Genomic DNA, 13238 nt, shown 5'->3' on the forward strand with positions numbered 1-13238 from the left:
AGTGGGAAATGACGAAAAAGCAACGGCAACACCAAACTCGAAACCGGCATGAAGATTGGGGCATGCACTTGTAATCTAAATGTAATAATTAAATGAACACAATGAGTACATTTAGTGATATAATAGAGCCATAGATTAAAGAAAGGAGGGTAAAAGATGTGTCAAAAGAAGAATGGTATAACCTTGGTCAAGCTAGCCAAAAGTTAGGCCGCAGTCGTTCTTATGTAAGTTTATGGCTACGCCGTCATAAGGGCGAAGTACCCGAAAATATGATTATGGAGGGTGGCAAAAGCAAACTAATATCAGCACAAGGAATTGAATGGATCAGAGATCACATAAAAAAAGAGGGCGTCCTCGTCAGCAGTAGAGTTGCTAACGGGGATCAACACCTAAAACTTAGACTTTTAGGTGCCACCCTCCTAATAATCCATTTTACAGGGCGGGTTAGGGGAACGTCCAGAGAACAATTATCCCGATTGATTTAAAGGAGGTGATCCAATGAAAGTAGAAAGCTGGCAGGGCATTAATGGCAAGCTAATTCATAATGGCCAGAAAGCTATCGTGGTTAAAGACGAACAAGAATTGGCGGATCAAGACAAGTTACAAGACCGATTGAAACAGGAAGGTAAACCAATTGACGAGGTACGGAAAGCATTAATCAAAAATACCGTTAAGCGTCAGATTAAGACCGACCCATTAAAAATCAGTAGTTGGTTTAATCGTCATCAAGACAGCAAGAGCGCCAAAAAAACTGAAAAGTTAGTTAGTGATAAGCCAACTCATCAATATAAGCAAATCAAAAACGAATTAACTTTTTTTGGTGAAAGTTTTTTAGAAGGCTTTCTTGGTTTTTATGGGTTGGAAGTTGATAACGCATTAGGACGTTACGAACATAATCTACATGTTTTGGAAACGCAAGAACTTGGTCAGTCTGAAAAAGAATACTACTTAGCCACAAGTGAACATGGTCGCGTCAAATTAGCCACTGATCCGTTACCAAGCCAGCAAATTGCCGAGGAACAATTGAACAAGTTCTATCAGCGTGAGCCAGAAGAAACGCAGGCAGAACAAATTCAATTACGAACATCAGAAGACGATAGGAAGGAGGAATAACATGTCAAAATACAGAAAAATGAAAGCGCTAGCAACTACTGGAGCTACTGCGATTTATTTGGGCTTAATGAACGCCCAGGTTGTTTTGGCGGCGGACGGTGGCGAAGTTAAAAGCAAGCTAACCAGCGCTGGTAAGACGATTCAAGGTATTTTAACTGGTTTGGTCGTTTTAGTTGGGATTTGTGTCGCGCTATTTATTATTATCAAAAGAATGCCTGACGCAGACGATCCGCGAGAGAAATCAGAAGTTTATCACGCGGTTGGTCGGGTGGCTGGTTTAGTGGCCCTAGCGGCAGCGATTATCTGGCTATTACCTTGGGTTTACAGCCTATTCACTTAATTTAAAAAGGAGCCTGCCAAATGAAGAAAGGGAAAGAATTTATCTTCCCAGAGAACGTAGATAAAGATTATGGGATCTGGAAAGACTACACCTTGAAGGATTTTGGCTATGCGGCGCTGGCAGGACTAGTGGGTTTAATTTTTATTGCGATCCCACCCTATGGTCTGATTTTAGTCCTGATAAAAATAGTGATTGTTGTCTTAGCCATGACGATTGTCATGGCTATTTTAACAATTAGGCCAGTTGCGGCGCGCAAGAATATTAAAGTGCGGGATAACTTTAAGTTGAAACGCCACTATGCCAATGGTCAGAAACTGTTTTATTTAAAACCGAAGAAGCGAGGTGAACTAAATGCGTTTGAAGAAGAGCAAAACCGCCAATAAATCAGCGAAGCTCGATTGGGATTACCAACCGCCTAAAATCAATGGTGGTAAAGAGACAATTGATGATATGAGCCTGGTGGTGGGCATGTATGGCAACTACGAAGTCACTAAAACGGGGAATTTGGTCGGCATTTTGGCAGTTAGTGGGATCAACCTTGACCTGTTGAATGAAACAGAACAGCAAGACGTTTTTGAAGACTATGGTGCCTTTCTCATGAGTACGTTGGGTGAAGGCGTTGATGACACGTTACAGTTCTTAGAGCCGACGATTCCCGTCAATATGACGGCTTATCTCAATGGTCTCAAACGGCGGTATCTCGCACTACAAAAAGATCACCCGGAGCAACAATTCAAAATTCAACTCATAGCCAGTTATTTGGACCACTTTACTAAAGTCCAAGAATCCAAAAACATGACAACTAAGCAACATCTGCTAATCGTTAAGGTGCCAATTAAGGACAAAAGTGTTAAGAGCTTAAACCTAGCGGTCACTCATTTAGACGAAAAGATCGAACAGGTTAAACGAGATATTGAAAATGCGTTAACGGACTTTGATGTGACGGCCAAAGTTTTGACTAGTCAGGAAGTCCAAGAGATTTTAAAGAACTTAATCAATTTCAATGGATAGGAGGCAACAGGATGAGTTTTGGTGATAAGGTCATTGATTTATTTATGCCAACTAAAAAAGAAAGACATCAAGGCGATAGCGGCCAAACGGGTAGTAATCCTAAACCGGAGGTTGAAGACTTTACCAAGCTGATTGATCGCGATAGCTTGCATTCACTATTCCCGTTTAGCTGGGAACAGTACCCCACCTACGTCCAGTCGGGCGAGAATTTTATTCGGGTGTTAGCGATTGCTGACTATCCCAAGCGGGTGTATGGCAACTGGTTGTCAGAATTGAAGCGCAAAAAAGGCGTTATCGATATTGTGCAATATATCGACAGCGCCAGTAACAATTCAATGATTACCTATTACAAGAAGACAATTCAAAATAAGGAAGCGCAGAAGTTAAATACGTTCGACCCGTATAAAAAGAAGATTCTGCAAAATTATATTGATTCAGCCAACATGCAACTAGATAAATACCTTGATAATTCTACCACATTTGTCTATCAACATATGTTGGTTTATCTGCGGGCTAACAGTTTAGCAGAATTAGATGACTTAACCGAGAACGTCAAGAATACGTTGATTAAACTACAAATGAAGCCCTTAGTGCCCGTTAAAGCAACCTTTCAGGCTTTCTGGTCAACCATGCCAATTAACGAGAACCTCATGGGGGATTACACCTATAAAGAAAGTAATACCGAAGTCGCCAGCAGCATGTTTCCTTTTGATGACGCTGAAATTCTGGACTTAAAGCCGAGAAGCGATATTGAAGGAGTTAATAAAGATACCAACAGTTTAATTGCCGTGGATATGTTGGACCGCAACAAGACCCTAAATCAAAATCAAGTGATTATCGGGACCTCGGGGGTCGGCAAGACCACCTATATGATTCAGAAAATCCTACGCTACGCCATTCAAGACTATCAAATCTACATTATTGATCCAGAAAACGAATATACCAAGATTGTCGAAGCCCTGGGTGGGGCAGTCTTGCACTTAACTTCTAATGCGAAGTACAAAATTAACCCGCTACAAATTTTTTCCGAAGAAATCTTAAGCGCCGATGAAGCGGTCACAAACCTTGATTTATTAGTCAAAGATAAAATCCAGCGATTAAAGGGATTCTTTGAAGTCCTTAAAACTGGGATTACCCAAGTTGAACTGGCAATCCTTGATGATGTCGTTAAACAAGCCTACGTCAACAGTGGTGTTTTGAAATACAGCCGCTTAAAAGAGATTAAAGACGATCAGTGGCCGACCTTATCCAATGTTTATGACGAATTGGAGAAACTGGCTGATAAAGACGAAGACAAATTCAGTCGGGTTAAAGACTTTTACTACATCTTAGGCAGCTATACTCATGGTTCTAACAGTTTATTTGACGGCCATACCAACGTTAACTTAAAAGGGAAAATTATTTCCTTTGATTTAAAACCGCTACAAAGTGAACAGGAAGTCCAATCAGCGGCCTACTTGAATACCTTCCAGTATTTGTGGGACGAAATCACCAAAGATCGGCATAGCCGCAAGAAATTGTTTGTCGATGAATTTCACTTTTTGACTTTGCACAAAGCGGCCGCCACCTTTTTCCACCAAGCTTATAAGCGGTTTAGAAAGTATAATGCTGGGGCGATTGCCGGAACGCAGCAAATTCAAGATGTGATCGAAGGCACGACAGATACCGGGCAGAACATTGGTGAAGCCATTATTGGGAACTCCTACACCAAAGTGTTCTTTGGACTTGACGGTAAAGGTGTCGATGATGTGATTACCAAATTGCGTATGACGTTCTCGGATAAAGAAAAGAAGCTACTAGAACGTCGTAGACAAGGCGAAGCCCTGATGATCTATGGTAGCCAACGCGCCTTTATGAAAGTTGAATTGACCGAAGAAGAACTACGACTAATCGACCCAGAAGCTTACCAAGAAAAATACAACCGTAAGACAGCCGGACAACCGGATTATCAAAGGCGCGTGGTCTTAACACCTAGTGAGATTGACGCCTTGACCACTACCGAAGAGGAAGGAGGGACTTTAAATGAGTAAATCAAACCAGTTATTGAATATCGAGGTTGGCACGTTCAAGCGACAAGGGAACCAGTTAATTCTCGAACTCAATCACAATCAATTTCGATATGACCAGTTGAGTGAGCTAAACGAATTAAAGCAAGCTGATGCCAAGTTCTTACAGTTGGTTAACGTGGTTGAGCAAGACCAGAAGGTTGTTTTAACTTATACCTTGCCGGATAAAGTCAGATCATTAAAGGACTTGCCACATGAAAATAAGGCAATCCGGTCAGCGATTGCCAAGGAAATTATGGCGCAAAATGTGGTTAACGATAGTCAGTATCACATTGCGTTGAACCCAGCCAACCTATGGTATTACCCAATGCAACATGTTTGGTACGCCTACCGGGCCAATGAACTCATGCCTTATGATGATAAACATAGCAATTTAGCCAAATACAAAGCACTGATTCTGTTTTGCTTGACGGGGACGCCCTATGAACGGCTACTAAGCAATCCCCAAGAAGCCTTGGCCAAACACCCGGACGACTATTTACAACAAGTAGCTAAAGCTACGTCGTTAAATGAGTTAACGGAAGTGGTTAATGGCATTGAGGACTTTGTGAGCTATCACGAATGGCAGGAAGTTGAAACGGCCCAACAGAAAACCAAACAACGATTATGGTTGAGTGTGGCTGGGGTGGCAATTGTGGCCGTTTTGGCCGTCGGCTTAGTCCATAAAAGTGATGAACGGCAATATCAAAGCTTAGCTAACCAGAACCAAGCCCAGGTCACGCGATTAAAATATAGCGGTCAAATTCAGACCGCTTTAAATGATCAGAAGTGGTCAGAAGCGCAAAAAGATATGAAACGGGCCGGCTATCCTGCAACTAAGCAAGTCAGTGTCTTTTTAAAGCATCGTCAATACCAGCAAGCTTTAAACGTTGACCCAAGTCAGTTGAACAAGGTTGTTAATGCGGCTTATGCCAACCAAGATAGCAGTCAAGTGGCCGATTGGCAGTTACCAACTAAGGCGACGAGTAAGCAAAAAGATCAATTGAAACTCGAAAAAGCGATTGTTAATTATGATACCAATACGCTTAATAACCAATTATCCTTTACGACGAACGCTGATGTTTTATTGAGAATGGGACAAGCTTTCCTCGCCCATAATGATACGCAAGACGCCCAGACTGTCCAAACCAAGTTAGCCGGCGTGAACAGTCCTAAAGCTAAGTATTTAAAAGCCTTGTTAAGTCTCAATGCCGCTAAGAACGAAGCTAGCGACGCCCAAAAGAAGTTAGATGACGCCAACAAGATTGATGGCAGTAAAGATAAGGACAAAGACAAGAAGGTGGATGCGGCTAAGTCGGACTTAAAGAATGCGCAGAGTGACCAATCAGCAGCGCAAAAACAAGTCGATCAGGCCAAGCACAAAGTGGGTGATTAAATGCAAGTACTGTCTTTCGAATATAAGAAAAAGAAGTGGAAGTTGATTGCTTATATTGTGGGCGGCGCCCTTCTGCTAATCATCTTGCTGATCGCCGCGATTACTGGTCAGCTACAAGAAAACAGTTGTGATAACTCAACCACCATAGAGACGCAATTAGATAGTAAGAGCATGACAGAAAATGCCAAAAATATCTATGCGCACTGGAAACAGAAGTATGGTGCAACGCCACAAGCGGCCGCTGGTATCTTGGGGGTCTTACAACTAGAAAGTCGGCTTGATCCCAAGTCCGTTAATTCCAGTTCCGGGGCCACGGGCTTAGCCCAGTGGTTAGGTGGTCGGAAGGATAAGTTGGAAGACTTAGCCCACAAAGAAAACAAACCGGCGACGAATCTCGGCGTGCAGTTGGACTATCTCGATCAAGAATTGAACAGTAGTTACTATGCGTCAAACAAGCAGATCTTTAAGTATACGGACGTGCACAAAGCGACCAAAGCCTGGTTAATGGATTACGAGGGCATGAGCAAGAACCCGGAACAATGGTATTTAAGCCAAAGATACGGTTATGCCGATCACTGGTATTCCGTGTTGGGTGCAAGTGATCCCGTGGCCGGTAATACGTTAGACAATGCGAGTTCCGGCAATCTGACCGAGCTAGGCTGCGATAATGACCCGAGCTATTCCGGCGGTAGTATCGTTAAAAACGCAGAAAGTATGAAAGGCGATTTCTACTATGTTCAAACTCACCCCAGCCCCAATTTAGGCAGTGATTTAAAGAATCCCAGCAAAACTGGTGGAACTGATTGTTCGGGCTTTGTCTGGTTAGCGCTTAATAAAGCTGGTTACAAGGTACCGGCCAATATGGGCTGGTTTACCGGCACGATGGCTAGTGACGCCAAAGGTAGCCATCAATACTTGAAACAAATCAGTGAAAATGACGCGAAAGCCGGCGATATTGTGATTGTTAATCAAGGCGCCGGGGCCGGAAACAACGGTCACACTGCCATTCTGCTAGGCAAATGGCAAGGTAAAGCCACCAAGATCATTGAGCAAGGTGGTACGGGTGACAAAGTTAACGAAAGCACTTTTGGGACCGCTTTTTATAGCTTACTAAATGGTGGTGATGTAACGTTAGCCCGGCCAATCAAGAAGTAAGGAGGAACCAACAAATGAAGCGGAGCATGGTTTTAAGTGTGGTGATTGGCAGCTTGATCTTAGTTATGTCGTTAGGGGCGAATGCCTATCAACATAGCCAAGTTAAGCAGGCGCAACAACAGATCAGTCGCTTACAACAGCAGAAGCGACAAGTTAACCAGCAATTGACTAAAGCCAACCAACAAAAGCAGTTATTGAGCACCCAAATTGACAGTTATAAGACCTACCAAAATAATAAAGACAAAAGTCAGGCTGAACTGAGTTTTAATACGGTAGTCACCAAGTTCTTTAAGGTCATGAACAACTTTAAGCCCAAGACCTACGGACAGCGTAAAGATGGCGTGAAAGACTTGATTTCCGACAAGCTATATCAGCAATACTTTTCAAATAAGGGCACGTATGGTGATAGCAATAGTGTTTCAGCTAAGTTAAATCAACTGAACCTGTATACGCAAAGTAAGCAGGGGCAAAATATGAAAGGCTTGGCCGTTGTCAGTTACGAAAGTAAGAGTGGCGACAACGACTGGCAAAAGGCGACGGTACTTTATCAAGTGACTTTCGATACCACCACGGATCGAATCACTGATGTACAGAATCTTGGGAACAGTTTTAAAGCGAGTGACCTTGATTAAAAAAGTAAGCAAAGCCCTAGCGGTGATCGTGGTGATACTTGCAGTATTAGGCTTTGCAGGTCATAGCTATGTGAACCATGTTGAGAAAGAGAAAACAGTTGTGACGCTGGCTAAGCATTCTGATAAAGTTCTGTTCTTTTACCGTGATGATTGCCCGGATTGCCAAGCTATTTTCCACCAGATTTATTGGCATAACGTCATCAGTCACAACATCATTTTGATTAATATGAATCAACCGCAGAATCGGCATTACATTCAAAAATATCAGCTAACGGCGGTGCCAACCTTGATCCATGGCAAGCAACGATACTCCGGTACCAACCAACAAAGGATTAAACAGATAGTAGGTGATTAGATGAAAGACAAATTATTAAACAGCGTTAAAGTCAGCTGGCCATATCTACTAACGCTAATCATTGGCTTGTATTTAGCGGAGATTTTAGCCGGAGCAGTCATGGCCTTGTCGCACTATAAGCTAACTTTTGCGGATCATATGCCAACGGTGTTAAAGCAGTTAGTCTTACACCCCTGGCACTATTACAACTTGTATTTGGGTCAAAAGAACCCGGTATTAATTATCGTCAGTATCGCTGTGGTCCTATACACCATTTATTTTGCTTTGAAACGCAATAGCAAGCACAAAGCGTGGGAAACTGCGGACACTGAAACCCACGGGAGTGCGACCTGGGGGAATTTAAAAGAATTGAGTGACCATTACTTTAGTATCAATGCCAAAGACCTCACCACAGCATTTAACAAGAGTACTAAGGCAGAAATTCTCAAATCATTAGTGGATCGAGAAAAGTCAGCGAAAGGGGGAGATTAACATGAATGGGACGATTTTAGGGATCGTGGATAAACGGATTGTTTACCAGAATAACAGCACCAAACCCAATCGGAATATCTTTGTGGTTGGGGGACCTGGATCATATAAGACCCAATCAGTCGTCATTACCAACCTGTTTAACGAAACGGAGAACAGCATTGTCGTGACCGATCCGAAAGGTGAATTATACGAAAAGACGGCCGGTATCAAACTAGCCCAGGGTTATCAAGTACATGTCGTCAACTTTGCCAACATGGCGCATAGTGATCGCTACAATCCCTTTGATTATATTCAACGGGATATTCAAGCCGAAACCGTGGCAACAAAGATCGTGCAAAGTGAAAATGCCGAAGGTAAAAAAGACGTGTGGTTCAGTACCCAAAGACAGCTTTTGAAGGCTTTAATCCTGTTTGTCATGAACCACCGGTCACCAGAACAACGAAATTTGGCGGGCGTAACGCAGGTCTTACAAGAAAATGACGTTGAAGCCGAGGAAAAGGGTGCGGATAGTCCGCTAGATACCTTGTTTCTTGATCTAACTATGACTGATCCAGCGAGACGCGCTTATGAGTTAGGTTTTAAAAAGGCTAAAGGAGAAATGAAAGCCAGCATTATTGAAAGCCTGTTGGCGACCATTTCGAAGTTTGTTGACAAAGAAGTGGCCAATTTTACCAGCTTTTCAGACTTTGATTTAAAAGAGATTGGCAAAGCCAAAGTAGTACTGTATGTGATTATTCCGGTCATGGATAATACCTATGAAAGCTTCATCAATCTGTTTTTCTCACAATTATTTGATGAATTATACAAATTAGCCGCCGATCATCACGCTAAATTGCCCCACCAAGTCGACTTTATCCTTGATGAATTTGTCAATTTAGGGAAGTTTCCCAAGTATGAGGAGTTCCTAGCGACGTGTCGGGGGTACGGCATTGGCGTGACGACAATTTGTCAAACCTTAACCCAGCTCCAAGCCTTGTATGGCAAGGATAAGGCCGAGAGTATCTTAGGAAATCATGCCGTTAAGATTTGCTTAAATGCCGCTAATGATGTGACCGCTAAATACTTTAGTGATCTGTTAGGAAAATCAACTGTGAAAGTGGAAACGGGTAGTGAGAGTACCAGTCATAGCAAGGAAGAAAGTCACAGCAAAAGTGATAGTTACAGCTATACGAGTCGTTCGCTCATGACGCCCGATGAAATTATGCGTATGCCCGAAGATCAGAGCTTATTAATCTTTAGCAATGCGCGACCAGTCAAAGCTACAAAAGCGTTCCAATTTAAACTATTTCCAGGGGCTGATCATTTGGTTAACTTGTCACAGAATGAGTATCAAGGCCAACCAGAAGCCAGCCAGGAAACCAACTTTCATCAAAGAGTAGCGAAATGGAAAGCAAAATTAAAGGAGACTGCTCAAAAAAAAGCCGCAAACAAGATGTCTCAAACAGAGGAGGAGCAACAGCAGGACAACCTAGACAGCGACTTAGAGAGGGTTTCAAATAAAGATAGTCAAACAGAGGAGCCAGAAGAGGACGACGATAACAACTTACTTGGCTAATGGAGGACATATTAATGAAAAAATATCGGAAATATATAATCGCTGTGATGACAGTGTTGCTGATTGTTGTTGGTCTTACCGCTTGTGGGAAGTCTACAACACAGGATTTGCAAAGCCATCAGTGGACATTTGCTTCTAGCAAAGATAATGGTATGGCCGCTACTGCAAAGTTTTCAAAAAGCAACTTAACACTTACCCAAGCGGGCTTTAGCGAAGTTTATACTTACAAGTTGATTGAAAACAAGGGCAATGAACAAATTAAGTTCATTGGTAAAAATAGTGTTTCAGGTAGCACAGAAACACGTTTGTTTAAGATTAAAAAGCAGTCAGACAAATATAAACTAACACCAATTAACACACTGGCTAAAAGTGATACTGGTACGGTCTCACTCATTCCCAAATAGACAAAGGAGGATTTTAAAATGACAGAAATTATTCAATCAGCTATTTCACACTTTTTCGAATGGCTACTGTCTGGTTTGTTAGATGGTTTATTCAACATCTGTAAGGCAATCATTGACCAAGCCAATCAAAGTTTGCCAATTGTTAAAACGTGGTATGCCATCTTCCTGTCCTTTGCGACATCGTTAGTAGTCGTGGTTGTCCTTGGGCGTATTGTGATGACAATTCTAAAAGAGGCAGATGAAAGTACCGATGTTACTTGGGCTAATATCATCATGGATGGGATTAAATCAGCGGCCGTGATTCCGGTTTTCGTGTTTTTACAGGGATTTATTCAAGGTTCAATTACCTTGCCCCTGCTAAAGTATATGTTTAGTTCTGATCAGAAATTCACTGCTAAATCAATTACCGGTATGAATAAAGTTCCTGGGCTAAAAGATGTTGGCATTTCGCTACCCTTACAGATTTTGTTTCTGCTAATCTTCACTGTCGTAACCGTCGTGTTCTTTATCAAAATGTGTGTGTTTGTGGCTGATATGGCGTGGTATAACCTGACAATTCCTTTAGCTGCAATGAGCATGGCGACCGAAAGCTTTGATTACAGTGGCACGTGGTGGAAGAAGTACATTTATTACAATGCTTCTATTATTAGCCAGGTGCTTTGTATGTCACTATCAGTATGGTGTTTCACTAATATGGCTAAATACGGGTTTATTGCTTTTATTGCTTCAATCGGATTCGGTTTTCTGGTGGTCAAAACACCTGACGCCGTTAAAGACTTTTGGGCTTCAACCGGTGTGACTAAAAGTGCTGGTATGGGTGCCATGAGAATGTTTCAAAATTATTTCCGTAACCACTAGGAGGAAAAATAGTTATGAAGAAAATCGCACACTGGTTATTGGAAAAAACCAAAAAAGATATGCGAACCGATCCTTTTACAACACCTTCACGGCGGACTAAGTTGTCTTACTATTTTGATAACTTAGTTAGCATGGTCTTCTATATAATGGGAATTTACCTCCTATTAATGGATTTATACCAAGAGCTTTTCACGGCGAACCATACCGATTTTTTAGGAACTGCGCTAATGGCCTTAGTTTTACTGCTGGGTGGCTTATTATTCCGTTGGTCAGCCTATGCAGATCTCAAAGCCATCAACCGGTATCAACATTATTTGAAGCAACAATCGATAGAGCAACAACAAGAATTGCGCCGTGAAACTTGGTTGAAAGCGGCTGAACAAGGTAAAACAGAATTAGATCAAAAACTTAATCACAAGGAGTGAACGAACATGACCACTGTTATCTTAGCTGAAAAACCCAGTCAAGCCCGTTCATACGTTCAAGCCTTTCAAAAGAGCACAAAAAAACAGGGTTACTATACGGTTAGCGACCCTGTTTTGCCCGAAAATACGCTTGTCACGTATGGTCTCGGACATTTAGTTGAACTAGCCACACCGGATAAATATGATCAGAAATATCAGCAATGGGCCTTATCTAATTTACCGATTTTCCCCGATAAATACAAGTTTGTGGTGTCAGCTAGTAAAAAAGATCAATTCAAGGTCGTCAAAGACCTGTTAACGAAGGCCGATACCATTATTGTTGCCACCGATAGCGGTCGGGAAGGTTCTAATATTGCGTGGTCAATCATGATCCAAGCCCAGATTGACGTTAAAAAGAAGACCATTAAACGGCTATGGTTGAATAGTTTGGAAAAAGACGCCATTATTACCGGCTTTAAAAATCTTGGCGATTGGCACAAAGACTACTTAGCGTATAAAGAAGCCCAAACCCGTCAAATTAGTGATTGGTTGATCGGTATGAATGGTAGTCCTTTGTATACTTTATTGTTGAGACAAAATGGGGTGCGCGGGGTGTACTCAATTGGTCGAGTGCAGACGCCAACTTTGTATATGGTTTATCAAAGAGACCAGGCAATCAAAAACTTTAAGCCGGAACCCTATTTTGAACTAAATGCTGAAATTTTAGCTAATCAGCAAAAATTCGTCACAAAATTAGACCCCTATCAGCGATTTAAAGATGAAGCAGGACTAATAACATTCATGCAAGCTAAGCACGTTCAGAAAGGCTCACAGGCCGGTTTAATCAAGGACGTCCAAAAACAAGACAAAAAGCGTGCTAGTCCACAACTATTCTCACTATCCAGTCTGCAAAGTGCCATGAATAAACGTTATCACGCTAGCGCCAGCCAAACCTTAGCGGCCATTCAAAGTTTATATGAAGCCAAGTTGCTGAGTTATCCCCGAACGGATTGTGCTTATATCACTGATGAAGAATTTGATTATTTAGTGGCTAATCTGACGAAGTATCTGGGTTTGGTCTCTAAGCCAGTCGCTTTAACCAATACCACTCCGAACAAACGCTATGTTGATGGGAAAAAAGTTGAAGAACACTACGCCATTATCATGACTAAAGTCGTGCCGACGAAAGAGAAACTAGCCAGCTTGCCTAAATTACAGCAACAAGTCTATGACTTGGTTTTAAGAACCACATTAGCCATGTTTGCTGATCCGTACGAGTACGAGGAAACCACCATTATTACCCAAGTTGGTGACGCCAATTTTAAAGCAACCGGTAAGGTCCCAACTAAGCAAGGTTGGCAAGCTTTATTTGATGATCACAAAGCCGAACAGCAAGAAGCAGCAACCTTACCGCTCGTTCACCAAGGCGATCAAGTCCAAGCAAATCTGCAAACACTGCAAAAAGAAACGACACCACCGGTACCCTTTACCGAAGGTAC

Annotated in this window: 16 protein-coding genes and 1 pseudogene; all 17 read left to right on the top strand. The window is 42.1% G+C overall.

Annotated elements, in window-relative coordinates:
- Positions 1–74: pseudogene (locus FC82_RS17470) on the top strand (conjugal transfer protein TraA); the annotation flags it as partial.
- An 84-nt stretch (positions 75–158) separates the two neighbouring features.
- On the top strand, positions 159–485 hold the full coding sequence (locus FC82_RS16495; protein ID WP_082620275.1) for a hypothetical protein: 327 nt from the start codon (positions 159–161) through the stop codon (positions 483–485).
- A gap of 13 nt (positions 486–498) precedes the next feature.
- Positions 499–1113, top strand: a complete 615-nt coding sequence (locus FC82_RS08560; protein ID WP_056996751.1) for a hypothetical protein — start codon at positions 499–501, stop codon at positions 1111–1113.
- A 1-nt stretch (position 1114) separates the two neighbouring features.
- Positions 1115–1453: a CagC family type IV secretion system protein gene (locus FC82_RS08565; RefSeq protein WP_056986310.1), complete on the top strand. Its 339-nt coding sequence runs from the start codon at positions 1115–1117 to the stop codon at positions 1451–1453.
- 20 nt (positions 1454–1473) lie between these two features.
- A complete protein-coding gene (locus tag FC82_RS08570) occupies positions 1474–1836 on the top strand; it encodes a hypothetical protein (RefSeq protein WP_035457693.1) in 363 nt (120 codons plus the stop codon).
- Positions 1805–2464, top strand: coding sequence for a TrsD/TraD family conjugative transfer protein (trsD, locus tag FC82_RS08575; RefSeq protein ID WP_003680241.1), 660 nt, complete (start codon positions 1805–1807; stop codon positions 2462–2464). Before FC82_RS08570 ends, trsD begins: the two co-directional genes overlap by 32 nt.
- A gap of 11 nt (positions 2465–2475) precedes the next feature.
- Entirely contained in the window at positions 2476–4494 is a 2019-nt protein-coding gene (locus FC82_RS08580; RefSeq protein ID WP_056996752.1) for a VirB4 family type IV secretion system protein, read from the top strand.
- A complete protein-coding gene (locus FC82_RS08585) occupies positions 4487–5905 on the top strand; it encodes a type VII secretion protein EssB/YukC (RefSeq protein ID WP_056996753.1) in 1419 nt (472 codons plus the stop codon). Before FC82_RS08580 ends, FC82_RS08585 begins: the two co-directional genes overlap by 8 nt.
- Positions 5906–7060: a phage tail tip lysozyme gene (locus FC82_RS08590; RefSeq protein WP_056996754.1), complete on the top strand. Its 1155-nt coding sequence runs from the start codon at positions 5906–5908 to the stop codon at positions 7058–7060.
- A gap of 14 nt (positions 7061–7074) precedes the next feature.
- A complete protein-coding gene (locus tag FC82_RS08595) occupies positions 7075–7692 on the top strand; it encodes a hypothetical protein (RefSeq protein WP_056996755.1) in 618 nt (205 codons plus the stop codon).
- Complete coding sequence (locus FC82_RS08600; protein WP_056996756.1) at positions 7679–8047, top strand: thioredoxin domain-containing protein; 369 nt, start codon at positions 7679–7681, stop codon at positions 8045–8047. Before FC82_RS08595 ends, FC82_RS08600 begins: the two co-directional genes overlap by 14 nt.
- Positions 8048–8518 carry a hypothetical protein gene (locus tag FC82_RS08605; RefSeq protein WP_056996757.1) on the top strand — a complete coding sequence of 157 codons (471 nt, stop codon included), beginning with the start codon at positions 8048–8050 and terminating at the stop codon, positions 8516–8518.
- A gap of 1 nt (position 8519) precedes the next feature.
- Positions 8520–10073, top strand: coding sequence for a VirD4-like conjugal transfer protein, CD1115 family (locus FC82_RS08610; protein WP_056996758.1), 1554 nt, complete (start codon positions 8520–8522; stop codon positions 10071–10073).
- A 14-nt stretch (positions 10074–10087) separates the two neighbouring features.
- Positions 10088–10477 carry a hypothetical protein gene (locus tag FC82_RS08615; RefSeq protein WP_056996759.1) on the top strand — a complete coding sequence of 130 codons (390 nt, stop codon included), beginning with the start codon at positions 10088–10090 and terminating at the stop codon, positions 10475–10477.
- 18 nt (positions 10478–10495) lie between these two features.
- Positions 10496–11335, top strand: a complete 840-nt coding sequence (locus tag FC82_RS08620) for a conjugal transfer protein TrbL family protein (protein WP_056996760.1) — start codon at positions 10496–10498, stop codon at positions 11333–11335.
- Between the two features lie 14 nt (positions 11336–11349).
- Positions 11350–11760, top strand: a complete 411-nt coding sequence (locus tag FC82_RS08625; RefSeq protein ID WP_056996761.1) for a hypothetical protein — start codon at positions 11350–11352, stop codon at positions 11758–11760.
- A 6-nt stretch (positions 11761–11766) separates the two neighbouring features.
- Positions 11767–13238, top strand: a 1472-nt coding sequence (locus FC82_RS08630; protein WP_056996762.1) for a DNA topoisomerase, incomplete at its 3' end; no start/stop codon positions are given.

This window comes from Secundilactobacillus collinoides DSM 20515 = JCM 1123 (assembly GCF_001435975.1).
Lineage (GTDB): Bacteria > Bacillota > Bacilli > Lactobacillales > Lactobacillaceae > Secundilactobacillus > Secundilactobacillus collinoides.